Annotated in this window: 23 protein-coding genes and 1 other annotated feature; of the genes, 15 read left to right on the plus strand and 8 right to left on the minus strand. The window is 51.7% G+C overall.

The window, feature by feature from the left end; genetic code table 11:
- The first annotated feature begins 52 nt into the window (after window positions 1-52).
- Window positions 53-1,114 carry a LuxR C-terminal-related transcriptional regulator gene (locus NST26_RS12055; RefSeq protein WP_340979222.1) on the plus strand — a complete coding sequence of 354 codons (1,062 nt, stop codon included), beginning with the start codon at window positions 53-55 and terminating at the stop codon, window positions 1,112-1,114.
- 129 nt (window positions 1,115-1,243) lie between these two features.
- On the opposite strand, the gene NST26_RS12060 is transcribed toward NST26_RS12055, so the two are convergent.
- The 5 genes from NST26_RS12060 to NST26_RS12080 all read right to left on the minus strand — a co-directional run bounded on the left by NST26_RS12060 (window position 1,244) and on the right by NST26_RS12080 (window position 7,303).
- Window positions 1,244-1,786 carry an NADPH-dependent FMN reductase gene (locus NST26_RS12060; protein ID WP_036729889.1) on the minus strand — a complete coding sequence of 181 codons (543 nt, stop codon included), beginning with the start codon at window positions 1,784-1,786 and terminating at the stop codon, window positions 1,244-1,246.
- 196 nt (window positions 1,787-1,982) lie between these two features.
- Window positions 1,983-2,933, minus strand: a complete 951-nt coding sequence (locus NST26_RS12065; protein ID WP_340979223.1) for a 2-keto-3-deoxygluconate permease — start codon at window positions 2,931-2,933, stop codon at window positions 1,983-1,985.
- A 5-nt stretch (window positions 2,934-2,938) separates the two neighbouring features.
- On the minus strand, window positions 2,939-4,396 hold the full coding sequence (locus tag NST26_RS12070) for a glycoside hydrolase family 1 protein (RefSeq protein WP_340953779.1): 1,458 nt from the start codon (window positions 4,394-4,396) through the stop codon (window positions 2,939-2,941).
- 28 nt (window positions 4,397-4,424) lie between these two features.
- Entirely contained in the window at window positions 4,425-6,332 is a 1,908-nt protein-coding gene (locus NST26_RS12075) for a beta-glucoside-specific PTS transporter subunit IIABC (RefSeq protein WP_340953776.1), read from the minus strand.
- Between the two features lie 140 nt (window positions 6,333-6,472).
- The gene (locus NST26_RS12080; RefSeq protein ID WP_339255706.1) at window positions 6,473-7,303 is read right to left on the minus strand and encodes a PRD domain-containing protein; all 831 of its coding nucleotides are present in this window, start codon (window positions 7,301-7,303) and stop codon (window positions 6,473-6,475) included.
- A gap of 348 nt (window positions 7,304-7,651) precedes the next feature.
- Between NST26_RS12080 and NST26_RS12085 the strand changes: the two genes are divergently transcribed.
- Window positions 7,652-8,698, plus strand: a complete 1,047-nt coding sequence (locus NST26_RS12085) for an aromatic ring-hydroxylating oxygenase subunit alpha (protein WP_036729879.1) — start codon at window positions 7,652-7,654, stop codon at window positions 8,696-8,698.
- 128 nt (window positions 8,699-8,826) lie between these two features.
- Here the strand turns inward: NST26_RS12085 and NST26_RS12090 are convergent, their stop codons facing one another.
- Together NST26_RS12090 and NST26_RS12095 are read right to left on the minus strand one after the other, a co-directional pair.
- Window positions 8,827-9,432 (minus strand): histidine phosphatase family protein, encoded by a 606-nt coding sequence (locus NST26_RS12090; protein WP_340953771.1) that lies wholly within the window; start codon window positions 9,430-9,432, stop codon window positions 8,827-8,829.
- A 178-nt stretch (window positions 9,433-9,610) separates the two neighbouring features.
- Window positions 9,611-10,579 carry a quinone oxidoreductase family protein gene (locus NST26_RS12095; RefSeq protein WP_340953767.1) on the minus strand — a complete coding sequence of 323 codons (969 nt, stop codon included), beginning with the start codon at window positions 10,577-10,579 and terminating at the stop codon, window positions 9,611-9,613.
- A gap of 175 nt (window positions 10,580-10,754) precedes the next feature.
- Here NST26_RS12095 and NST26_RS12100 point away from each other — a divergent pair, with 175 nt between their 5' ends.
- From NST26_RS12100 to NST26_RS12135, 8 genes are all read left to right on the plus strand, one after another.
- The gene (locus NST26_RS12100; protein WP_339255711.1) at window positions 10,755-11,210 is read left to right on the plus strand and encodes a MarR family winged helix-turn-helix transcriptional regulator; all 456 of its coding nucleotides are present in this window, start codon (window positions 10,755-10,757) and stop codon (window positions 11,208-11,210) included.
- A gap of 47 nt (window positions 11,211-11,257) precedes the next feature.
- A complete protein-coding gene (locus NST26_RS12105; RefSeq protein WP_339255713.1) occupies window positions 11,258-11,608 on the plus strand; it encodes an ArsR/SmtB family transcription factor in 351 nt (116 codons plus the stop codon).
- A 406-nt stretch (window positions 11,609-12,014) separates the two neighbouring features.
- Window positions 12,015-12,680 (plus strand): TetR/AcrR family transcriptional regulator, encoded by a 666-nt coding sequence (locus NST26_RS12110; RefSeq protein ID WP_339313768.1) that lies wholly within the window; start codon window positions 12,015-12,017, stop codon window positions 12,678-12,680.
- Complete coding sequence (locus tag NST26_RS12115) at window positions 12,673-13,953, plus strand: MFS transporter (RefSeq protein WP_036730223.1); 1,281 nt, start codon at window positions 12,673-12,675, stop codon at window positions 13,951-13,953. The genes NST26_RS12110 and NST26_RS12115 overlap by 8 nt, the downstream gene beginning before the upstream one ends.
- A 3-nt stretch (window positions 13,954-13,956) precedes the next feature.
- Window positions 13,957-16,275 (plus strand): ABC transporter permease, encoded by a 2,319-nt coding sequence (locus NST26_RS12120; RefSeq protein ID WP_340979224.1) that lies wholly within the window; start codon window positions 13,957-13,959, stop codon window positions 16,273-16,275.
- A 9-nt stretch (window positions 16,276-16,284) separates the two neighbouring features.
- On the plus strand, window positions 16,285-17,043 hold the full coding sequence (locus NST26_RS12125) for an ABC transporter ATP-binding protein (protein WP_339313771.1): 759 nt from the start codon (window positions 16,285-16,287) through the stop codon (window positions 17,041-17,043).
- A gap of 74 nt (window positions 17,044-17,117) precedes the next feature.
- A complete protein-coding gene (locus NST26_RS12130) occupies window positions 17,118-17,831 on the plus strand; it encodes an ABC transporter ATP-binding protein (RefSeq protein WP_036729857.1) in 714 nt (237 codons plus the stop codon).
- Complete coding sequence (locus NST26_RS12135; RefSeq protein WP_340979226.1) at window positions 17,824-19,422, plus strand: hypothetical protein; 1,599 nt, start codon at window positions 17,824-17,826, stop codon at window positions 19,420-19,422. Before NST26_RS12130 ends, NST26_RS12135 begins: the two co-directional genes overlap by 8 nt.
- Before the next feature lie 108 nt (window positions 19,423-19,530).
- On the opposite strand, the gene NST26_RS12140 is transcribed toward NST26_RS12135, so the two are convergent.
- Entirely contained in the window at window positions 19,531-20,532 is a 1,002-nt protein-coding gene (locus tag NST26_RS12140; RefSeq protein WP_340953756.1) for a tryptophan--tRNA ligase, read from the minus strand.
- Between the two features lie 44 nt (window positions 20,533-20,576).
- Window positions 20,577-20,833: a binding site (T-box leader), on the minus strand.
- A gap of 198 nt (window positions 20,834-21,031) precedes the next feature.
- Here NST26_RS12140 and NST26_RS12145 point away from each other — a divergent pair.
- The 5 genes from NST26_RS12145 to NST26_RS12165 all read left to right on the plus strand — a co-directional run bounded on the left by NST26_RS12145 (window position 21,032) and on the right by NST26_RS12165 (window position 24,906).
- Window positions 21,032-21,910, plus strand: a complete 879-nt coding sequence (locus NST26_RS12145; protein ID WP_340953755.1) for a MerR family transcriptional regulator — start codon at window positions 21,032-21,034, stop codon at window positions 21,908-21,910.
- 33 nt (window positions 21,911-21,943) lie between these two features.
- Window positions 21,944-22,429, plus strand: a complete 486-nt coding sequence (locus tag NST26_RS12150) for a GNAT family N-acetyltransferase (RefSeq protein ID WP_339313777.1) — start codon at window positions 21,944-21,946, stop codon at window positions 22,427-22,429.
- A gap of 18 nt (window positions 22,430-22,447) precedes the next feature.
- Window positions 22,448-22,939, plus strand: a complete 492-nt coding sequence (locus NST26_RS12155) for a GNAT family N-acetyltransferase (protein WP_340953752.1) — start codon at window positions 22,448-22,450, stop codon at window positions 22,937-22,939.
- Between the two features lie 403 nt (window positions 22,940-23,342).
- A complete protein-coding gene (locus tag NST26_RS12160) occupies window positions 23,343-24,281 on the plus strand; it encodes a ring-cleaving dioxygenase (protein ID WP_340953750.1) in 939 nt (312 codons plus the stop codon).
- A 31-nt stretch (window positions 24,282-24,312) separates the two neighbouring features.
- Entirely contained in the window at window positions 24,313-24,906 is a 594-nt protein-coding gene (locus NST26_RS12165) for a flavin reductase family protein (protein WP_340953748.1), read from the plus strand.
- The last annotated feature ends 31 nt before the right edge of the window (window positions 24,907-24,937 follow it).

Genomic DNA, 24,937 nt, shown 5'->3' on the forward strand with positions numbered 1-24,937 from the left:
AAGGCGGGCGGCAGACTATCCCACATTTGTGGGATTTCGGGGAGGACAGAAGATGAACAAGGGAGTACATAGCCTATTACAGCTTGACCCTGTCCGGGGTGGTCCGGTTCTGGATTCACAGCAGTACCGCGAAGCGGTAATTGCCAGGCTCCGCCTGCTGGTTCCGTTCGCTGCGGCCTGTTGTACGACAGTAGACCCGCACACGCTTTTAACCACAGGGGCAGTCACGGAGCAGGGACTTGAAGAGGTTCATCCGCTATTGTTCGAATATGAATATCTGCATGAGGATTATATGAAGTATGAGCAGTTAGCGGTGTCGGATATTCCGGCAGTCTGCTTAAGCGGAGTGACCGGGGGAAGCCTGGAGAAAAGCGCGCGGTACCGCAAGGTGCTGCAGCCCGCCGGATTCGGGGATGAGCTGCGCGTAGCGCTGCGCACAGGCGGGGTCTGCTGGGGGTTCCTGACCTTATTCCGTCCGCTGGGCCAGCCGGCGTTTCAGGAGCAGGAATGTGCCTTGTTGGCTTCGGTAGCTCCGCTGATCGCTGAACGTCTGCGTGCGTATGCTTCTGTCCTGCCGGTATCCGGAGCGGACCGGGCAGTGCCGGAGGATAACGGTATTCTGGTGCTGAGTGAGCGGCTGGTCCCGGTCAGTGCGAATGCAGCAGCCCGTTATTGGCTGAAGCAGATCTGGAACCTGGAGCAGCTGGAAGAAGGGCAGCTTCCAGGCCCGGTGCGTGCCGTCTGCCTGCGGGTGCTCGGCGCGAAGAAGCCCGCCGGAGCCGGGACTTCTCAGGCAAGAATAAGTCTTCCAATCGGAGACGGGGCGTATCTGACAGTTACCGCAAGCCTGCTTGGCGGCCCGCAGACACAGCTCGCTGTATCCTTGGTAAGTGCCCGCTCCGGCGATGTTTTCCGGCTGCTGGCCGAAGCCTTCGCCCTGACCGCACGGGAGAAGGAGCTGGCAGAGCTGCTGGCGCTGGGGTTATCGACCAAGGAGCTGGCCGAATCGCTGCATATCTCCGCCTACACGGTACAGGATCATTTGAAATCCATTTTCGCCAAGACAGGCGTATCCAGCCGCAGAGAGCTGATCAGCCGGCTGCTTCCGCGATAAAGGTCGAGAATTACTTATGAGAATTACTAATGTAGAACAAATAAGGGGAATCTCCACAGCCTTTGGCTGGAGATTCCCCTTGCTTCATGTTCGGACTTGTATAGATCTGGAACTGCTTCGAATGAATTCTTACTGGCGCAGTGTCTTCAGCGCGCCGCTCCAGGCCAAGACCTGATCCAGCATAGCATTGACATTGGCAGCATGCAGGTCAGCCGGCTTGAACACCGAGCCGTTCTCGAAGTCGGTGAACAGCGAGAGCAGCGGGTGGACACGAACATCGGCGACGGACAATTCGCCGAGAATACCGCGCAGATGCTCAGCAGCGCGGGCGCCACCGGCGGAGCCGTAGCTGACGATTCCGGCAGCCTTGTTGTTCCATTCTTCGCGGGCAGAATCCAGTGCGTTCTTCAGTGCACCGGAGAGACTGTGGTTATATTCCTGAACGATGAATACGAATCCGTCCAGGGTAGCCAGCTTAGCTGCCCAAGCCTGGGCTTCAGCGTAGCTGTCGCTCTCCCCGAGCAGCGGCAGCTTGAAGTCAGCAATATCTACGATTTCGTAATTAGCATCTCCACGGGCATCAGCGATCCCCTTCACCCATTCGCCTACCTGCGGGCTAACGCGGCCCTGGCGTGTGCTTCCAAGAATAATTCCGATATTAAGTGTTGTCATTGTAATTCCTCCTCGAATTTTGTTTTCCGTAATTTGTTTTGCTTGATATGTTTTTTATTATAGCTGATAACTTTAATAAAGCAAGTGAAATTTTGAAACCTAGTTAAATTTTTAGCTAAAAATTAAAGCGGCCCAATCGCAGACCCGAATCTGGGAAGGCAATGGACCGCAACTGGTATTATGTCTCTGGTTGCAGCTAATGGCCGGCTTCGGCCGAGTTCACTTTTCCAGCCAGCCGTTTAACCACATAAGGTATGGTGATGGAAGTCAGGATGACAGTAAAAGCAATCTGTGCTATAGCTGTATCCGCATATGGTGCATAAGCCGGGTTAAAACCGGCAGCTATCCCGGGCACAACCATCGATAGACCGGCGACTGAACAGGTAGCCGCCGCTGCATACCCCGGGCGTTTTAACAAGTGACGGTCAATCATAACCAGCGGCAGCAGACAAAGCAGGAAGAAGAGTAAGGTTAGCAGCAGGCCGGATAAGCTCGACCGGAAGGCCAGGCTCAGGTTGATGCTAGACCCGAAGCTGATGCCGAGGAATGGCAATAGGATCACTGTTCCCGGAGCAAACATCTTCTGAAGGTTAGCATCAAGATTGCCAAGCAGTATACCTACGGCAAAAGGGAGCAGCGTGGCCGCCACGCTAAGATAATCAATTCCTGCCCCGCTGGCTGAGTTCAGAATCATGACCGGAATGACCGGAACGGCGATCAGGTTCAAAATACCAAAGGCTCCCTGATCCATTTCATCTCCGTAGGAATTCATCAGCGCCAGGTAAAGGCCCGGATTGCAGCTAGTCAGCACTGCGATGAAGGCAATGGCAGAAATACCGGCAAAGCCCTCGATGCCGAATCCATAAACGAATGCCCATCCAAACATCCAGGCGATCAGGATTCTTGCCAGAACATGCACCCCGGCGCGCTTCAGTGTAGCAGGGAGCAGGCGGAGGTCCAACTGCGTCCCGGATACAAACAGGATCAAGCCGATAAGCACCATCGTTCCTCTGGAGGTAAACAGAGCGGTTGTAGGATCACCAATGCCGAACAGCTGCGGAAACACCGTGTTGACGGCGGCTGCCAGCAGCATGGGGACGATGAGCAGACCGCCAGGTATTTTTTGGACAGACCGTAGTATATTCATACTGCCTACAGCTCGGCCCCGTTCGTCCGGATAACATTCTGATACCAATAGAAGGAATCCTTGCGGGTTCTCTTCATCGTCCCGTTGCCGTAGTCATCCTGATCCACATAGATGAACCCGTAACGTTTGCTCATTTCCGAGGTAGAAGAGCTGATCATGTCAATCGGCCCCCACATGGTATAGCCTATCATTTCGACACCATCCTGAATGGCCAGCCCCATCTGTTCGATATGTTTTCTCAAGAAATCTATGCGGTAAGGATCGTTCACAGTACCGTCTTCATTCAACTTGTCGTAGAAGCCTGAGCTGTTCTCCAGAATAAACACAGGCTTGTGGTAGCGGTCATACACCAGATTCAACGTATACCGTAGCCCCACAGGGTCGATCTGCCAGCCCCACTCATTTTCCGGCAAATGCGGGTTTTTATAGACACTGTGTACGTTGCCTGCCGTCAGTTCGAGCTGCTCTGTGTCACTGCTGGAGATCATGGAGTTGTAGTAGGACATACCGATGTAATCCGCCGTATGTGCACGGATGCTATCCAGATCGCCATCCTCGATGTGCAGCGTGATATTTTTGTCTTTGAAATAAGTCTTGGCGTAATAAGGATATTCGCCCAGGTTCAAGACATCGAGGAAGAACTGGTTTTTCATCTGGTCATCCTTCTGCATCTGAAGGGCATCCTCCGGTTTGCAGGTGTACGGATAGGTCGTGAAGTAAGCGACCATGCTGCCGATTTGGTTACCCGGATCAATCTCATGTGCCAGTCTGGTCGCTCTAGAGGCTGCCACGAACTGATGGTGTAACCCCTGGAACAGCATTTCCTCATAATTCGGTGCATCGTATTCAATAATTCCGAGCGTTTTTGCTCCGGCTTTGACACTCATATTGATCTCATTGAACGTCACCCAATACTTTACTTTGCCCTTGTAACGCTTGAATAACACCTCGCAGTAGTTGACATATAAGTCCACCAGCCTGCGGTTATACCAGCCGCCGAATTTGTCAATCAGCACGATCGGCGTATCGAAATGGCTAATGGTGATCAGCGGCTCCATGCCGTGCTTCAGGCACTCCTCAATCACCTGATCGTAGAATTGCAATGCCTTCTCGTTCGGGGCGGCATCGTCTCCGCCTGGGAATACACGGGCCCATGCGATGGAGTAACGGAAGACCTTGAAGCCCATTTCGGCGAACAGAGCGATATCCTCACGGAACGTGTGGTAAAAGTCGATGCCGCGGCGTTTTGGATATTTAACCGTATCCGGATCGTTTTTGGCCTCTTCAATCATCTCGCGGTTAATCTTCATCTGCTTGGTTACTTTACGATCGTTATTGGAGTTGAATTTCATCACATCAGGAATGGTCAGGCTCTTGCCGTCTATATTGTAAGCACCCTCCGCCTGACAGGCGGAGAGAGCGCCTCCCCACAGGAAGCCTTCCGGAAACAGAGATTGCGTCATTATAGTGTTCCTCCTTAATTAGTATGAGTTACGGAATCAGTTTCAGCAGTGCTCCGCCTTCTTGGATTGAACCGCTATCTGAGGCCGTCAGTACATCGGCGAACTGCTGCATGTTGGTCACGACAATAGAGGTAATTGTAGGGTAGCCATCGGCAATAATTCCTTTGGAATCGAATTCCACCAGCAGGTCGCCTGCCTGAATGGATTGACCTTGCTCTACATAGGATTTGAAATGCTTGCCTTTCAGGCTCACCGTATTTACGCCGATATGAATCAGTATTTCCACGCCGTTCGCTGCTTTAAGCCCGATGGCGTGTTTGGTTCTGTACAATGCCTCAACCACTCCGTCAAAAGGTGCGTAGACTCTGCCTTCACTTGGCACGATGGCAATGCCTTTGCCCATCAGCTCCTGAGAAAAGGCTTGGTCCTCAACCTCGGCTAACGGCTTAATTTCACCTGTCATCGGGCTGACGATCAGCATACCAGCGGTATCCGCAGCGCGGGATGCCGAAGGGGTGGCATCCTGAGCGGCTGCCGGCGAAGCGGCGTTCTTCTTAGCCTTCGTAGTGGCTTGCCCGTCCGCATCTTCCTTGATGCCTGCGAGCAAGGTGAATACAAATCCCAGAACGACTGCTGCGATGGACCCGATCACAATATAGACGTAACGGTCTGCTGTATACGTTCCCAGGGCCAAGACTCCCGGAAGGGCGATGGCATTTGCACTCGCATGAACAATACTGTAGAAACCGCCTACGATTCCGGCTGCCGCACACCCGGCAAAGAACGGCCGTTTGTAACGAAGATTGACGCCGTAAATCGCCGGCTCGGTAATGCCGAACAGGGCGGTGAAGCCGCTTGACCCGGCTGCGGATTTCATCGTATTGCTCTTGGTGAGAACGAAAACACCGAAGGCGGCTCCCGCCTGGGCCAGGTTAGCTGCAAGAGAGGCCGGCAGCAGCATGGTCGAGCCTATGCTGGCAATCTGTTGAATCTGGATCGGCATAATGGCGTAATGCATGCCAAACATAACCATAATGGGCTTGAAGAACCCGAGAATCGTACCTGCCAATACGCCAACGGTTGCATACAGGTAGTTGATGCCGTCGGTCAGCCAAGTACCGATATAAGAGCCGACCGGTCCAAGTACGATCAGTTCCAGCGGGATCATGATGAACAATACAATCATTGGAGTTAAGAGCACCCGCAGAAACTTGGGAATGAATTTGTCCACTACAGGGTAGAGATAGCTCATGACCCACACGCCCAGAATGATTGGAATCACCGACGAGGAATATTTCATCAGCAGGATCGGCATGCCGAGGAAATCGATTGTTTTCACGCCGGTTTCGGCAATTTTGGCTGCGCCATCGAGAATCACGGGATGCATTAATCCGGCAGCAAGCGCAACGGCCAGATACGGATTGGTTTTAAATTTCTGGGCAGCACTTACAGCGATGAAGAAGGGCAGGAAGTAGAAAATCAGATCGCCAATCATATTGACGATGGACAGGAACCCGGAGCCTTCCATCCATCCTAGCGCTGCCAATACTGTAGCCACGCACTTGATCATACCGCAGCCGATTAAGGCCGGGAGCACTGGAGTGAAGATGCCTGCAATCGTCTCAAGGACCACATTTACCGGATTTTGTTTCTTTTTGGGAGCTACATCCCCGTCTTCGCTCTGGAGGTTCTCCGAGGCGAGATTGCGCAGCTCAGCATACACAGCATCTACCTTGTTCCCGACCACCACTTGAACCTGCCCGCCTGCATTCTGCGCCTTCAGTACGCCTTCGAGTCGGTCCAGCGCCTTCAGATCGGCCTTTCTGTCTTCTTTAAGCACGAATCTCAGCCGTGTTGCACAGTGGGTGAGCGATGAGATATTACGTTCGCCGCCTACAAGCTCCAGTACGTTTTGGGCCAATTCCTTGTTATTCATGACCATTCTCCTTACATAAAGTAGTCTGGGAATAAAAAAATGACCAAGCCAAGGGAATCGTCATTCCCGTGTGCTTGGTCATGCCTGATCGAATCAGTAACAGTCCAATTCATAGTATGCAATTATCGGGCAGGTCCGGTCTAGTCGTTGGAGATTAACCTTTGAATGTGAAGAATCAGATACAGCTTCTCATCATTGGTGCAGCTCCAGCCGTAATTGTTCTGCAGGAATGCCGCGATCTTCTCCACACACTCCAGTTCACGCGGGAATTTCTCTGTTACCATCTCAAACAACGCTTCATTCTCTTTCTTCAGTGACTTGCCGCTCATCTGCCGCATGATGAAATAGCGGACATGGGTGGCGAAGCGCATGAAGTGAATGGACTCTTCCTCAAAATCAATTTTCAGCGCGTATTTGATGATGGACAGCATCTCGCCGGTAACGGTGGTAATTTTGGTTGTATCGCTCATTTCTCCAGACCCCACCTGGGCATTCACAAAATGTAAGGCAATCAGGGTCGTTTCGGCTGCCGGGAGGCGGACTCCCGCTGTAGCTTCAATTAACTGGACTGCAGCTTCACCTACACGGGTCTCATCCGGGTATAGGGTGCGCACTTCCCATTCCAACGGATTCTTGATGGAGACACCTTCACGGGTACGGGCCAGAGCAAAGCTTATATGGTCAGAGAGAGTGAGCAGCAGATTGGTATTGAACGTCTTATGCAGAATGTCGCTGCCCATGGTAATGACTTCTTCCGCCAGATAGATATGCTCAATCGGAATGCTGTTCAACAAGTCGTACATGCGGATGTTTTTGGGAGCGACAAAGATTTTCTCCACCACCATATCGGTTTCAGTTAACTGATAGGGGGTCTTTGGGAAACCAACGCCCTTGCCAACCACAAACACTTCCTCATTGTTGTCATTAATAGCAATAGCTACATTGTTGTTCACTTTTTTGATGACCTTCATACATACTCACCTCCCCGCCAAATAAAAATGACCGAAAAGGATTACAAAAAAATGTAATCGTTTTCGGTCATGCCTGGTTGCCCAGTAACAGTCCGTGTAAGGAATATAACCTTATTATAATCAGCAGCTTCGAAATGTCAATCATGCATTTTATGGGTATTAGAAATCAATTTATATGTCATTTTGCATAACATTGAATAGCTGATTTTAGGCTCGAATACAAAATATTAAGCTAAATAATTGATTGTCATGATGGAATTAGCTTAAAATACACTCAACAAGTCAGTTATTCTGACATATAATTAAGGAATCTTATGTATCTATAATATATGGAGAGGTGGGGCAGCCATGATAGAGGAAAAGAAACGGCAGGCAGAGCTTGAACTCCCGCGTGATTGCACCTTCTCGCCAGAAGACTGGCGTATTCTGGCCCAGTACTGGTATCCGGTGGCTACAGCAGCAGAGGTACAGGATCAGCCGGTGGCTGTGAAGCTGCTGGATATGAAGCTGGTATGCTACCGCAGCGGAGGCAAGGTGGTTATTGCCCGGGATCTGTGTTTTCACCGGGGAGCCCCGCTGAGTAAGGGATGGGTGGAGAACGGGGAGATTGTCTGCCCGTATCACGGGTTCCGCTATAATTGTGAGGGGAAATGTACTGCGGTACCGGCACATCCAAGCGCCAAAATCTCGCCCAAATTGAAATTGATTGTCTATCCGGCCATCGAACGCTACGGTCTGATCTGGACCTGCCTGGCAGATGCGCCGGAGCAGATTCCCGCCTTCCCGGCCTGGGATGATCCCGACTATATTAATATTCTGATCCCAAGCTTCGATATTGCCGGCTCGTCCGGGCGGCAGATGGAAGGCTTCCTTGATGTATCCCATTTCGCTTACGTGCATACGGCAACCTTCGGTGACCGCAATAATACAGAGGTCCCCCAGTACAAGGTGTGGCGTGAAGGGGAGACGGAGCTGGTGGCCGAATACTGGAGCACGGTCAGCAACTATGGCAAAGGGCAGGAGAATCCTGCGCCGGAAGGCTTCCAGTGGCTGCGGGAGTTCCGTGTATTCGCACCGTTCGCCGCTTCGCTAACTGTCTATTTCCCGGATGAGGGCAGGCTGAAGATTCTGAACTGTGCTTCTCCGGTGTCGGCCCGTTATACCCGGCTGTTCTGCCCGATCTCGCGGAATTTTGACAAGAACGCCCCCTTGGAGGACACGGTGAAATTCAATCTGCAGGTGTTCCAGGAGGATGCGGAGATGGTGGAATCGCAGACGCCGGAGGATCTCCCGCTGGATCTGCAGGCTGAAGCCCATATTCCGGCAGACCGCACCTCCATTGCTTATAGACAGCTGCTAAGCAGTCTAGGGCTGGGGCAGAATTATACGTCCTGATTCATCATTTCAAAACATCAGTAACAGCACACGCCCGGCAGCAGAGAGCATAAGCTCGGCAGCCGGGCGTGTGCTGTTGTGTTGAATGGGTCTAGGCTGCCTGCGTAACGTCGAGTCCGCGGCAGCAGCTAGACCGTATAATTTTCCAGAGAAAGGCTCCATCTTCCGTCCACAAGCTCAATTCTGTGCAGGCTGGCATAGGAAGCCGGGAATTTACTGCCACGGTTATTCCAATCGATCCCTTTGATGATGTGATAGATGATATTTATGACACCGCCGTGTGTAACAATAATTATGTTATCATCGGGGCTGCTGTCCGAATGCTCTTCGCAGAGCCGGGTGAAGGTCTCTTGAATCCGGGTGAAGAAATCGAGCGGACTCTCTCCGTCAGGGTAACACTCGTCCATCCGCAGTCCTGAGAAGTATAAGCCGGGGTACCGTTCATTGACGATTTCGTTCGGCATACCGGCGATCACACCATTGTTCATCTCCCGCCAGTCCATACTGCGCTCTAAGGGTAACTCCAGCTCTCTTGCCAGCTCGCCGGCTGTATCCAGCGCCCGCTGCAAATCGCTGCTAACTATACGTTGTATAGGGAATGAAGCCGAATTCTCTCTCAAAAAACAGCCCAGCTTCTCGGCTTGTCTGTAGCCTTGGGTATTTAGTCCCCGCTGGCTCCATCCGCCGCGATATCCTTCGTCATCCTTGCCGTGTCTTACCAGATATATCGCCAACTGCTCCTCGGCCCCCTGTTCTATGATGCGTAAGTATGATTCCTTAAAAGGTTCCTTCAAAAAGGATATCCTGCTAAGTCTATCACTTACTTTCCAGAATGTTCAAGAACAGAAGTTACAGTAGGAGTAACGTAGCTTGACAATACCTGGACACAGCTTGCTTGGAGGGTTCGGGAAACTACTTGTTGTGCGGCACGAAGACAATACGTTGCTGGCTGCCCGGCGGAGTCTTCCATACTTGTTCAATTTCGGATAGCGGGTAAACTACAGGGTTCGCTGTAAGCTGACCCTCTGCAATCGCTTGGATCAACGCCGGGAATTCGGCCAGATATCCGGCAGGCGTAACGGACCCCTGGCCGCTGCCGATGATCTGGAAGTTGGCAGAACGGAGTACAGCGGAAGGAATCGCGGCGTCCGCCCCTGCCATGGAACCGATCTGAATCCAGGTTAACAGCCGGCTGCGGTCGGACCGGCGGGTTAATATCGGGAGCATGGAGAGTGCAGCAGGATCACCCCACAGATAGTCGAGAACGATATCCACTTCAGCTGAGGCTTCGCCGAGGTTCCGGGCCACTGCCCCGGGATCTCCGGTAAGCGATATGACTACATCTGCACCATACTGTGTAAGCGAACGCAGACGTTCCGGGTTCCGCCCGGCAGCGATGATCTGACTGGCTCCCATAAGCTTGGCGATCTGCATGGCCATCTGCCCGGAGTTGCCTGTAGCACCCAGAATAAGAACCTTGAACCCGGGCTTAGCCTGAACGCGGCGGCGGAGAGTTACCCAGGAGGACATGGCCGGATTCATCGCGGCGGCGATGAGCACGGGATCAGCATCTCCGGGTAGCGGGACAGCACGGCGAAGATCGATGAGGGTCTGGTCTGCGAACGATCCCAGGGCCGTATCGGTGGCTACAAAATAGACCAGCTTGCCATCCGGGAGCCGTCCGACGCCGTCAATTCCTGGGATTAACGGAAGTTCATCCGTACTCGTGTAGTGAGAACCATTGGCTTGTGCCCGGACCCGGAGATGTAATCCGGCAGCCAGCACATCCACCAGAGCTTCGTGTTCTCCTGAAGGTACCGGAGCGTCAACCTTTTCGTATTTCGGACCTGAATCGAATGATCTTACAATAGCAGCGTACATAAATAGGCCTCCATTTACCCGGATAGTTACCCGGGTGAGTGTTTTGGTTTGTGAAACAAACTAAAAGGTTTGTAATACAAACAATAATAGTTTGTATTGCGTACAAAGTCAACGGCTGCTGTGGTACAATAGGAGCGAACAGGTCTGAAATATACAAAAGTGCGGAGTGAAATCAATGAGCGGTTACGATAATTCTTTTGATAAGCTGGATGATCTGTCGATGGTAGACAGCCTTGTGCAGCTATCCTTCCTGGTGCAGAATATCCTTGCCCGGATAGGCACGGAGCATGATCTGTCGATCATTCAGATCCGTCTGCTGGGAATACTGCGCGACCGGGAGCCGGGAATGCTGCAGCTGGCCAAGCATCTGGGCCTCGACAAATCCAGTATTACAGGGCTCGTTGACCGGGCGCAGCGCCGCGGGCTGGTAGAGCGTACCGTATCAGAGAGTGACCGGCGGGCATTCAATGTGAGGGCTACTCCGGCAGGCTGGAAGATTATTCACGAGGTCGGGGAGCAGATCGAGCGGCAGATTACGGCGGTAACCGATGGTCTTACCGTGGTTGAGCGGGCACAGATGATAGCCCTGGCCAGCAAGATTCTGGTCACTGCTCCAGGGATGAGCCGCTGAACGAAACGATAGGATTCGTGACGATGAAGCACATAGGAGGGATTTTCATGGATCAGGAGCTTATGAATGAGCTGGCATCTCAATTCAAGAATTCGCTGAAGGTGCTGAACGCGGTCGGTGCCGAGACCCGGCAAGCCATTCTGATGGCCTTGCTGCAAGGGCCGCAAGATCCGGGCATGCGTGTAGGCGAGATAAGAGGGATCACCCACTTTTCCCGTCCGGTCGTGTCCCATCATCTTAGAATATTGTTAGAGGCCGGAATTGTTAGCGTCCGAAAAGACGGCACCCGCAACTATTACCGGCTGGACTCCGGAAGCAAGCTGATGGTGCTCAAAAGCTTGGTGAGCGGGCTGGAGAAGGTTCTGGCACAATGCGAGCGTGAGGCAGGGATTCTCTGATTATGGAGAATCCCTGCTGTGCGTTATGCGAAAAACCGATTACAATTGCTGCTGTGAGGTGCGTGGTCCGAATGTATGCGGAAAACCGAATACAATCGCTGCTGTGAGGTGCGTGGGTGCACAGGACAAATGTATATGCAAAATTTAAGCTACCTTGTTTCAGAAAAGCATGCTATGCTATAATCACTTACCGACAGACAGTCGGTCGGTAAATAATTCATTACAGATCAAGTTACGGTTACAGCCGGAGTTCCAGCAAAGTTCCAGCCAAAGCTAAAACCAAAGTTGCATCCACAGCTACATCCAAAGTTACAGCCAAGGTTACACCCAAAATTACATGTACACTTACAATCACAGTTACTCCCAAACTTAGTATCATCCCACCTTCACATAAGGAGACATGACCATGAGAGTTGTAAAAGAAGCAGAAGCCCGCAGAAATGAGATTCTGGATGCAGCAGAGGAGCTGTTCGGACAGAAGGGCTTCGACGGTACCAGCACGGGCGATATTCTGGGCAAGGTCGGCATTGCGCGCGGGACACTGTATTATCACTTCAAGTCGAAGGAGGATATTATGGACGCGCTGATTGAGCGGACGAATGCCACTATCCTTCATGCCGCGCAGCAGATTGCTGAAGACAAGAGCATCCCCGTCATTGAGCGGATTCTCCGTGCGGTCATGGCGCTGAACATCAGCGGCGGAGACGGCAGCAGCACGGAGATTATGGAGCATATCCACAAGCCGCAGAATGCGCTGATGCACCAGAAGGTACAAAAGGCGGTCATCCGCAGCGTTCCGCCCATTCTGGCCTCCATCATCAGCGAGGGGATCGAGCAGGGGATATTCAATACGCCTTATCCGTATGAATGTATGGAGATGGTTGTGGTCTACGCCACCACCATTTTTGACCAAGATATGGTCGAAATGACGGAGGACGAGCGAATGTCACGCATTCTGGCCTTCATCGCCAATGTGGAAAGGCTGCTCGGTGCCGGGAGCGGAAGTCTGATGAGCGTGATGCAGATGTTCGGCGCCTCCGGTGGAGTGGAAGCGGGCAATGGTGATGAATAGATCCGGCACAGGCTTCGGCAGATTCCTGTTTTTGTGGTCAGGACAACTGATCTCAGCTATCGGCGGCGGGCTCACCGCGTTCGGGCTGGGGATATATACCTTACAGCAGACCGGGCAGGCTTCGGCTATGGCGCTGGTGACATTACTGGCATTCATGCCTTCCCTCCTACTCAGTCCAGTCGCTGGCGTGCTAGCGGACCGCTATGACCGCAGGCTGCTGATGGTGCTGGGGGATACGCTCTCTGCCTTAGGTCTGATCTATATTCTGGTCTGCCTGCTGAATGGAGATGCACAGCTGTGGCAGATCTGCTTAGGGGTGACTGTAAGCTCGGTATTCTCCTCCTTGCTTGATCCCGCCTATAAGGCTACGATAACGGATCTGCTTACCGAGGAGCAGTATACGAAAGCCAGCGGGTTTGTGCAGATTGCCGGCTCCGCCAAATATCTGATTTCGCCGCTCATTGCCGGGCTGCTGCTTACAGTCTCTGATGTGAAGCTGCTGCTGATTATCGACATCTGTACTTTTTTTCTAACCGTGCCTACTACGCTTGCGGTCCGCAGCGGTCTTACCTCCAAGAAGACGGAGCAGGCACCGGCCTTTATCCGTGAATTTCAAGAAGGCTGGAGAGCAGTCTCCGGGAATCGGGGAGTACTGGTGCTGGTGATTATGACCTCGGTCATGACCTTCTTCATCGGGTTCATCGAGACCTTGTCGATGCCGATGATTCTGGCGTTCTCCAGCAGTGCGGTCCTGGGGACGCTTGAGACGGTCATGGCATCGGGAATGCTGGTGTCGAGTGTCATTATAGGGATGCTGCATATACAAAAAAATTTCGTACGCATGCTGACAGTGTCGCTTTTTTGCTCAGGAATCAGTATCGCCGTCTTCGGACTGCGTGAGAATATTGTGCTGATTGGCGCTGCCGGATTTATGTTTTTTGCCATGTTGCCCTTTACGAACACGGCCCTGGATTATCTGGTCCGCACCAATATTGACAATTCCGTTCAGGGGAGGGCCTGGTCATTGATCGGACTGCTCTCACAGCTGGGATTCGTGGCGGCTTATATGCTGGCAGGTGTGCTGGCAGACTACGTATTTACTCCCTTGCTGGTGAGCGGCGGAGTTCTGGCGGATAGTGTGGGGCGGATCATCGGCACTGGCAGCGGGCGGGGGATGGGACTTCTCATCATCATTGCCGGGCTGCTGTTAAGCGCTGCTTCGGTCATGATCTATCGGCTCAAATCCATTACAAGTCTTGAGAGCAGGGGGTAACTTATGTTTTACCGAATCATCCGCAGAGATATCCGTACAAGTAAGGGAATTACGCTCACGACTATGCTGTTCGTAGCAGCTGCAGCCATGCTCGTCTCTCTGTCAGCCATTCTGGTCGTCAATCTGAGCGGGGCCATCGATCATTTAATGACACAGGCGAAGACGCCGCATTTCCTGCAGATGCATTCCGGCCAGCTGGATCAAGCCCGGCTCAAGGCCTTTGCAGAGCAGAACAACAAGGTGGAAGAATACCAGGTGCTTGATTTCCTCAATGTAGAAGGCGCGAGGATTGTCATGGACGGGCATACGCTTGCGGACAGTGTTCAGGATAACGGCTTCAGCACACAGAGCGGGAAGTTTGATTATCTGCTTGATCTGGACGGGAATGTGATTGATGTACGGGGCGGCGAGGTGTATGTCCCGATCAGTTATATGAAGGATGGCTCCGTCAAGGCCGGAGGGAAGGTTACCGTGGGGGACACAAGTCTCACCGTAGCGGGGTTCCTGCGGGATTCACAGATGAACTCGCTGCTCGCTTCATCGAAGCGGTTCCTCGTCAGCACGGAGGATTATGCGGAGCTGGCGCAGTACGGAACCACGGAATATCTGATTGAGTTCAGATTGAAGGACCTGTCGATGCTGGGAGCCTTCGAGACCGACTATACCGCAGCAGGACTTGAGGGGAACGGTCCGGTGATTACATATCCCCTGTTCAGAGTGCTTAATGCGATCTCGGACGGGCTGATGATTGCGGTGATCCTGCTGGCGAGTGTGCTGGTTGTTATTATTGCTTTTCTATGTATACGGTTCACCCTCATGGCAACCATCGAGAGCGATTACCGGGAGATCGGTGTCATGAAGGCCATCGGCCTGCGCGTCTCGGATCTCAAAAAAATCTATCTGGCCAAATATGCAGCGATAGCAGCTCTGGGCAGTATCCTCGGCTTGGCATTATCGTTCAGCTTCAGAGGTCTGCTGCTTGAGAATATCAGGCTGTATATGGGCGAAAGTGCGCATCCGGCACTTGCTCTGGCCTGCGGCATCCTTGGCGTACTGCTCGTATTCCTCGTTATTGTTGCCTATGTGAACAGGGTGCTGAAGCGTTTCCGGAAGATTTCGGCGGTCGAAGCCATTCGTTTCGGTACATCCCAGCAGACACGGACGGGCTCAGGGCGGTTTACCTTGAGCGGCAACCGGCTGCTGAACACGAATGTCTACTTGGGCGTTAAGGATGTTTTGTCCAGAAAAAGTCTATACGCAACCATGCTTGCGGTGCTCGTCATCTCTTCCTTCCTTATGATTGTGCCCCAGAATCTCTATCATACGATCTCCTCTCCAAGCTTCATTACATACATGGGCATCGGTGACAGTGATCTGCGCATGGATATCCAGCAGACGGACCATATTGCAGAGAAGGCCGCAGATATTGCGCGGGTGATGGAGCAGGATGTGATGATCTTCCGTTTTGCCGTGCTGACCACTCAGGCGCTGAACGTGAAGCTGGACAATGGTGTCGTTGAGCGGATAAAGGTTGAGCTGGGTGACCATTCCATTTTTCCGGTTGCCTATGGTGAAGGACATGGCCCGGTTGCAGCGAATGAGATTGCCCTCTCCGCCGCGAATGCCAAGGAACTGGGCAAGCAAGCCGGTGATTCCCTGACCCTGCTCGTAGACGGAGAAGCGAAGGAGCTTACGGTGTCCGGGATTTATTCGGATGTGACCAACGGCGGAAAAACAGCCAAGGCCACCTTCACCACGACTTCTGATCAGGCCATGTGGGCCGTGATTTATGCGGAGCTTGCAGATTCCATGCTAATCAGCAGCAAGGTGAGCGAATATGCAGAGCGGTTCAGTTATGCGAAGGTGTCCGATATCGGGGAATATGTGACGCAGACCTTCGGCTCTACCATTAGCTCAGTCGGTAAGGCTGCATGGGCTGCTCTAGCCGTGATGCTGGTTCTGAATGTACTGATTACACTCTTGTTCATGCGGATGCTGGTAGCCAAGGACCGTTACTCTATAGCCGTCATGAAATCCATGGGCTTCCGGAATTCCGATCTGACTGTACAGTATTATGCACGTTCTATATTTGTGCTTGTGACCGGAATGGCTCTGGGCATCCTGCTGGCGAACACTCTGGGGCAGATTCTCGCCGGGGCTGTGATCTCCTCCTTCGGAGCTTCGTCGTTCAAGTTCGTGATCAATCCACTCTCGGCGTATCTGCTGTGTCCGCTGATCATGACCGGTTCTGTACTCATCGGGGCGGTTATCGGCACATCGGGCATCGGCCACATTCAAATATCCGGCAATATTAAGGAGTAGATCAAGAAGATGAAGAAGATTATTTCGGGTGAAAATATAACCAAACAATACGGCACCGGCGAGGAGCAGCGCAAGGTGCTGGACGAAGTATCCGTCGATATTCACGAAGGTGAATTCGTCTCGGTGATGGGACCTTCAGGCTCAGGGAAATCCACGCTGCTGTTTGCACTGAGCGGAATGGACCGGATCGACGGGGGCCTGGTTACTTTTGAGGGCAGGGATCTGGGGATACTTGAAGAGGATGAGCTTGCGGATCTCCGCAGAACGGAAATGGGCTTCGTGTTCCAGCAGCCGACGCTGATGAAGAATCTGAACATCCTGGATAATATCATTCTGCCGTCGATGCGCGGCAACCGGCGGAAGGTTGCCGCGATTACGGATAAGGCGCAGCAGCTTATGCAGAAGGTGGGCATCGCGGAGCTGGCGAAGCGTGATATCACGGAGGCTTCGGGCGGACAGCTGCAGCGGGCCGGCATTTGCCGCGCGCTGATGGGCAGTCCGCGCATTATTTTCGGGGATGAGCCGACCGGTGCGCTGAATCTGAAGGCAGCCGAGGAGATCATGGCCCTGCTGTCCGGAATCAATGAGGAAGGGACGGCCATCATGCTGGTCACCCATGATGCCACTGTGGCAGCCAGGACGCAGCGGATTATGTTCATGTGCGACGGCCGGATTGTCGATGAGATACGCCTGCCGAAATACAGCGGAGGAACGCTTGAGCCCCGCATGAACTTAATCACGGCAAAAATGCGGGAGAATGGGATTTAATATTGAAATGAACCATTAGCCCGGGCTGTTCGTATTATAGTTATTTGCTAACACCAAGGAAGAGGTGAGAGGAAATGCTGACGATTAGACATTTTACGAAGAGCTATAAGGGCGGCAAAAAAGCAGTAGATGATCTCAGTCTGGTAGTCGAGCGGGGAGACATCTATGGCTTCATCGGCCATAACGGCGCTGGCAAGACCACGACTATCCGTGCTGTGGTGGGCGTGCTTGATTTTGAACAAGGGGAGATTGAAATTGACGGCATCTCAATTAAAAAAGATCCGTTAGCCTGCAAGGCGAAGCTTGCCTACATCCCGGATAACCCGGACTTGTACGATCACCTGACGGGGATTCAATACTTGAATTTCATCGGCGATCTCTTCAGTGTATCGGGGGCCAACCGGGAGCGGCTGATTGGGCAGTACGGCGATGCCTTCCAGCTTACAGCGAGTCTGGGCGATCTGATCTCCTCATATTCCCACGGCATGAAGCAGAAGCTGGCCATTATCTCTGCCCTGATCCATGAGCCGAAGCTGTTAGTGCTGGATGAGCCTTTTGTGGGGCTTGATCCGAAAGCGGCGCATACGCTGAAGACGATCATGGCAGATGTGTGCAGCAGAGGCAGTGCGATTTTCTTCTCCACGCATGTGCTGGATACCGCTGAGAAGCTCTGCAATAAGATTGCGATCATCAAAGGCGGACGGCTGATTGCCCATGGTAAGACCGAAGAGGTCAGAGGCGAGAACAGCCTGGAGGATGTATTCATGGAGCTGATCGATCATGATTAATGTCTGGAGATTAACGAAGCTGCAGCTGTTATCCTCCTTCGGCCTCAATAAAGCGCTGCATACGAAAGACTCTGCACAGAGACGGAAGGCGCTGCTGCTCAGCATCGCGATGATAGCCGGGATACTCATGATCGGAGCCGTGTCATTCGGCTACAGCTTCATGATGGCGCAGTCGTTCGAGCAGCTTGGGCGGATGGACTTATTGCTGGCAGTGATGATGGCGGCCACTTCGTTGGTCGGCTTCTTCACTACGGTCTATAAGGCAAGCGGGGTATTATTCAGTTATAAGGACTACGATATGATCATGTCTCTCCCGGTGAAGACCAGCCATGTGGTGGCGAGCCGGGTGCTTCAGCTTTATGTGATGAACCTGTTCTTCACGCTGCTGGTCATGCTTCCAGCGGGGGCGGTGTATGCGATATATGTGAAGCCGGGCGTGCTGTTCTATCTGTTTTTCCTATTGACGCTCTTCTTCATTACTCAGCTGCCGATTATAGCGGCTACGCTTGTGGGCACCCTCATTAGCTGGGTCTCTTCCCGGTTCCGGTCGAGCAAAATCCTGAATATGATCCTCACGTTCGCCTTCATCATTGTGCTGATGCTGGGCTCGTTCACGCTCAATCAAGGGCAGCAGGCGATTGCAGATGTTGGAGCCGCCTTGGGTGATATGATCTTCAAGGTGTATCCTCCGGCTTCCCTGTACGTTGATGCGGTCTGCTCGTACCGGGTAAGTGCCTTGCTCTTCTTCATCGCGGTGTCTGTGCTGGTCTTTATGCTGTTCTCAGTCCTGCTGGCGACCCGGTACAAGGCAATTCATACAGGGCTTATGACCAGCCGCGCAAGCCGCGGATACACGATGAAGCCGCTGCAGGCGAATTCAGCATTCAAGGCCTTGTATCTTAAGGAGCTGCGGCGTTATTTCAGCTCGGTCAATTATGTGCTGAACACAGGGATCGGGATGGTGCTGCTCCTGATGATGTCCATTTCCTTATTATTCGTCAGCTCAGAGCAGCTGGGAACTATACTTGACATCCCGCAGCTGTCGGACTCCCTAAGTACGCTGAGTCCGCTGGTGATCTCTCTATTCGTTGTTCTGAGCTGTACGACAGCCTGCTCTATTTCGCTGGAAGGCAATCATCTGTGGATCTTGACCAGCTCCCCCGTGCCCAAACCGGCAATTGTATTCAGCAAGGTGGCGGTGAATCTCACTATTACGGTACCGGTTACAGCCGTAAGCTGGGGGCTGCTGGTCTATACCCTGCGTGTTGGGTTGACGGAGAGTATATTGATGCTGGCCGTTCCGGTAATCTATGCCTGCTATTCTGCGCTGCTGGGCGTTATGGTGAACCTGAAGCTACCCAAGCTGGACTGGACCAGTGAAGTTGCGGCGATCAAGCAGAGTGCGTCGGTGCTGGTAACGATGGTTATCGGCGTTCTCACGCTGGCTGTTCCCGCCGTACTGTTCATGCTTCTTCCTGGGGGGGGCGGAAATCTCATCCTGCTGGGATACTGCATTCTAATGGCAGCGGTCTGCGCCGGCATGTACAGATATATCCAGATCAACGGGGAACGGTTATTTCAGAAGCTGTAGCTGCTGAAGAAACCACTCTTGGAACGGAAAGAGACCTGACCTGTTCCAAGAGTGGTTTCTTTGTGTATTCAAAGACAAACAAATGATCACCACTGTCTTAAAACCGGTCTACGCATAACGTCCTATCCTCGATTTAACCTTCTTGAGCAACGGTCCCGCCAGGGCTCTTGCCTTCCGGGCGCCTTCACTCAAGATTGTGTCGATCTGCTCTGGCTCTGCCATGAGATCATAGTATTTCTTCCGTGGCTCCTCCAGAGCAGCATTAACTACCTGGAATAGCTCATGCTTGGCCTCACCCCAGCTAATGCCACTTAGATATTTGTCTCTTAACTCCTGCACTTGAGTGGGCGTCGCAAATTCTTTATACAACAAGAAAATATTAGAGGTCTCCGGGTCTTTCGGTTCCTGCGGAAGTGTAGAGTCAGTTTTGATTTTGCTGATCAGCTTCTTCAGGTTCTCTGCCGTTTCGAAAAGCGGAATCGTATTGTTATAGCTTTTGCTCATTTTCCTCCCGTCAAGACCAGGAATCACCGCTGTGCTCTCATCGACAATATAGTCAGGCAACTTGAACGTATCTCCATAAACCCGGTTGAAGCTTTCGGCGATATCTCTGGCGATCTCCACATGCTGAATCTGGTCTTTACCGACAGGGACCTTGTCTGATTGGAACAGCAGAATGTCCGCAGCCATCAGAATCGGATAGGTGAACAGACCCATATTAACACCAGTATCCGCATCCACGCCCAGTTGTTCATTTTGATCTTGAATCGCTTTGTAGGCATGGGCACGATTCATCAGTCCTTTGGACGTCAGGCAGGCTAGAATCCAGCACAGCTCGAAGATCTCCGGCACATCAGATTGTCTATAGAAAATCACCCGGTCCGGGTTGAGTCCGAGTGCCAGCCAAGTGGCTGCGATACTATAAGACAGATCTCTGAACTCGTCTCTATTCTGTATAAAATTTAACCCATGGTAGTCGGCAATGAAGTAGAGTGAAGTGCAATCACTGGCCCCGGCGATTTGCAGAGCAGGCTTGATTGCTCCGATGTAGTTCCCCAGATGGACTTTGCCCGTAGGTTTAATTCCTGTTAATACAATGTCATTACTCATATTATCCCTCCGTCTATAAAATCAAAAAGGGGTCTTCTCATCCTGAAAAGGACGAGAAAACCCCGTGGTGCCACCTTAGTTAGTCCGAACGGTGATCCGGACCGCTTGAACGTATCGAAACCTCACTATAGGTTTGAATACGCGTCTCTTGTAACGACGAGACTTTCGCCAAAGCCTACTTCCTGAAGGTTCGGTTTGGATGCTCAGAAGCCCACTTCGGCATATTCCCTACACTGATTCGCACCTACCATCAGCTCTCTGAAGTATTCGTTATGCGTACTCTCTTCGTCATTGCAAAGTTATATAATATTGAATTAGTGTATTTATACAGTACTTTCTGGAGAATGTCAAACTTTAGTTCGCGTAGGGTTAGGAGTGGGTCCATGCAGACCATACGAGCAAAGCTGGAGGAGCATACGGCAGTAATCCAAATTCCTCCTTGAAGTTGCCGCTGCGTCAAGTGATAGGATAGGGATGTGATCACAGGAAGGAGGGAGAAATGAACAGGACGGTTGTTAGCATACAGCAATTGTCGGAGCAACTCGGGCTGACGAGCCGCACCTTGCGGCACTGGGAAGCAGAAGGATTGTTTCAGAGTAAGAGAGAGGTATCTTCCGGCTGGCGTACCTACGATGAACATGCGCTTAAGTGTATCAGGATCACAGCGCTGCTGCGGAGAATGGATATCCCGATCAGAGAAATACAGGCTGTCTTGGGTAAAAGTTCTGTGCCTGTGCTTAAGCAGGTTATACAGAACAGGATACTTGCTCTACAGGTGCACCAGGAAGAACTAGAACAGATGGGACAGCAATTACATCAGGTACTCGATTACCTGAATACTTCCAATAAGAGAACCTCCATTCAGGAGGAACTGCTTAGCGAAATGGAGAATGTCTTTATGAGTAATGTAACCGGACAGTCCACATTTAAAGTGATTACACTGCCAACTATGAGGGTAGCCTTTCATATCGTGGTAGACGTTTCTCCGGAAGACAAAGCGATGGGTCCTATCATGGATTGGTTGGAATCCGCAAATCTCTTGGGCACGGCGAGGTTATTCGGCGGGAATATGAAGCCTATGCCAAGTAGTGCAGGTAAACCCTATGGCTATGGAATGTGTGCGACAATTCCCGAAGGAATCAGCGTCCCCGAGCCTTTCGAGGAAATGATCCTGCCCGGCGGGCTATATGCCAAGCTGGACAGCAGTGAAGACATTGGAGGTTCCTGGAAGATGCTGATGGATCAATTAGCCCATAGCCCAAAGTACCGCTCTGACCGCAGCAGACTCTGTCTGGAAGAACATATCCGCAATGACAGCCCTGCGGGCGGTGGAAATTTGTATGACTTGAGTTTACTGGAACCTGTAGTGTTGAAGTGAAAGTAACTATACACAAGAAAAGAAGGGAAGTAAATGAGCATTGAATTCAGTAAAATCAGCCTGTTTGAACGGGGAACATTGCTTGAACTATTGAAGGATGCTTATTCCTTCGACCGCAGGTATGAGCAGAGCTGTCTGGAGGATTGGCAGGAGTTCGACCACTTTTTCTTTGACAATCTGCAACTTGCGGATCAATATGGGTTCATGACTACGCTGCATGGTAAGGCTATTGGCTTCGTATCCTGGGACCCGAGGCAGATGCCCAGATACGCTGAAATCGGCCATAACTGTATTGCGACTGCCCACAAAGGCAAAGGCTACAGTACCATGCAGCTTCAAGAAGCGGTCGACCGAATCCTGCGGAATAAAGTCGGGCAGATTCGGGTGACCACTAATAATGATCTGATCCCCGCGCAGCGGATGTATGAGCGCGTTGGTTTTGTTTTGCAGCAGAAACGGCACATGGGTCCTGGCTCTGTACTTAAGGGTGAACATTGGGACTACGTGTATAGGGTATAAAGCCAGGAGGTACATACAATGGAAAAGTCAGAGGTTACATTAAGTAAAGCTACGTTGGAGGATGCGGCGGATATTCATGCTATGCAGCTTCAGGCCTTTCTGCCGCTCTTGGAGAAATATCAGGATTATGAGACAAGCCCGGCCAATGAAACGGTGGAGAGAGTGGCGGAACGGCTTAATCAGGCTTCTGTAGATTATTACATCATCCGGTATGCCGGTGTCGCAGCAGGTAGCATTAGGGTCAAGAAGACAGATGAGCAGAAATATTGGCTAGGCCAAATATTTATCTTGCCGGAATATCAAGGCCTGGGCATAGCCCAGCAGGTATTCGCCCAAATCGAGCAAATCTATGCTGACGCTACAGTCTGGGGACTGGCTACCATCGTGCAAGAGGAAAGAAACTGCTACTTGTATGAAAAGCTGGGCTACAGAAGGACGGGTGAGACCCAACAGATCAACGACAGGCTGACCTTGTGTTTTTATGAGAAAAAGCTTGTTAAGCAAAGTTAATGCTGATAGCTAAGAAATACTGCATAAATTGCAACTCTGGTTGATTAATACCTAAGTTTCGGGAGAAATGTTGTATAAAAAGCAGGAATAGTTCCGTCCAGCTGTCTGGTGGATGCGGAAAGCTGCCTTTTGTGCAACATTTTTTGATTACGGGCCATAGAGTGAGCAGAATGTTGCAATATGTGCAGGATTGTCACAGTTTCTCTAGTAAAATGTGTTCAAAAACTATTAGTTCAGCGGCCTCTTCTTAGGAAGGGGCTATTTATTGTACTCAAGTACTTGACAACTGTAACTATAGAAAGTAAAGTGAGGATATAAATTATCTTAATTTAAAGATAATATTTAACCAAATATCTTAAAGTAAAGATATAATTCGAATGAATCAACTTAGGAGGCAATTCAAATGAACAAGCAAACCATGGGTATTCATCATATCACCGCTATTGTCGGGCATCCGCAGGAGAATATGGACTTTTATGCAGGGGTACTGGGGCTGCGGCTGGTGAAGCAAACGGTCAATTTCGACGATCCGGGAACGTATCACTTCTACTTCGGCAATGATGGCGGGAAGCCGGGAACGATTATTACCTTCTTCCCGTGGGCGGATGCGTATCAGGGTAAGATCGGCGGCGGGCAGGTTGGTGTGACTTCATATGTGATTCCGGTCGGGGCGATGGCGTTCTGGAGAGAGCGGCTCACGGCATTCAAGGTGGCTTACACAGAGATGGAGCGGTTCGGAGAGCACTACCTGGAATTCGATGATCCGCACGGTCTGCATCTGGAGCTGGTGGAACGGGAGGCGGGTGAGCGTAATGAATGGACCTTCAGCGGGGTAACCCCCGAGGTGGCGATCAAGGGCTTCGGCGGCGCAACACTGCTGTCCACTCAACCTGAACAAACGGCGGAGCTGCTGGAGAAGGTGATGGGACTTACATTCGCAGGGCAAGAAGGTGATGTCGCCCGTTACCATTCGGCTGCGGATCTGGGAAATGTGGTTGAGCTGAAGGTAACGGCTGTACCGCGCGGTGAAATGGGTGTCGGCACCGTACATCATATCGCCTGGAGAGCGAAGGATGATCAGGATCAGCTTGAATGGCAGGAAGTTGTAAATGATAATGGATATGGGGTAACGCCGGTGCAGGATCGGAATTATTTCAACGCCATCTACTTCAGAGAGCATGGGGAGATTCTGTTCGAGATCGCTACCGATCCTCCGGGCTTCGCTCATGATGAAACGCCGGAGACGATGGGGACCAGCCTGATGCTGCCGGAACAATACGAGCCGCACAGAGCACAGATTGAACAAGTTCTGCTGCCGGTTACTGTAAGAGAGCTTGACTAATCTGCTTTGACATTAAAAGGGAGGCACGAGCATGATCACTATTGATCCGCAGCAGGGCACCGAACGGGATAATTATAAGCTTCTGGTCGGGACGATTATTCCGCGTCCGATTGCTTTTGTAACCACCTTGTCGGAGGATGGGGTCTTGAACGGTGCACCGTTCAGCTATTTCAATATTGTATCCTCCAACCCGCCGATGATCTCTATCTCTATTCAGCATGCCGGAGGTCAGTCCAAGGATACTGCACGCAACATCAAGCACATGAAGGAGTTTGTGGTTCATATTGTGGATGAGCAGAATGTCAGACAAGTGAATATGACTGCTGCACCGTTGCCGCCTGACCAGAGTGAGGTCGCCTTAGCAGGTATGACGCTTGTGGATAGCCAGCGCATTAAGGTCCCCGGCGTCCAGGAAGCGAAGGTGCGGATGGAATGTGTGTTGGAGCATTGCCTGGAGCTGCCGAATAATGACTTAGTGATCGGCAGGATCGTGCAGTTTCATCTGGACGAAGCGATCTACGAACAGGGAAGAATTAATCCGGTGGCCTTAGGGGCGGTCAGCCGTCTGGCAGGGAATAACTATGCGGGGATTGGGGAGATTTTTGAGATCGAGAGACCGGTGTAACGGCTGTGCTGGTGAGCAGACGGTTAGCCGA

The organism is Paenibacillus sp. FSL R7-0128, from assembly GCF_038002245.1.
GTDB lineage: Bacteria > Bacillota > Bacilli > Paenibacillales > Paenibacillaceae > Paenibacillus_AQ > Paenibacillus_AQ silagei.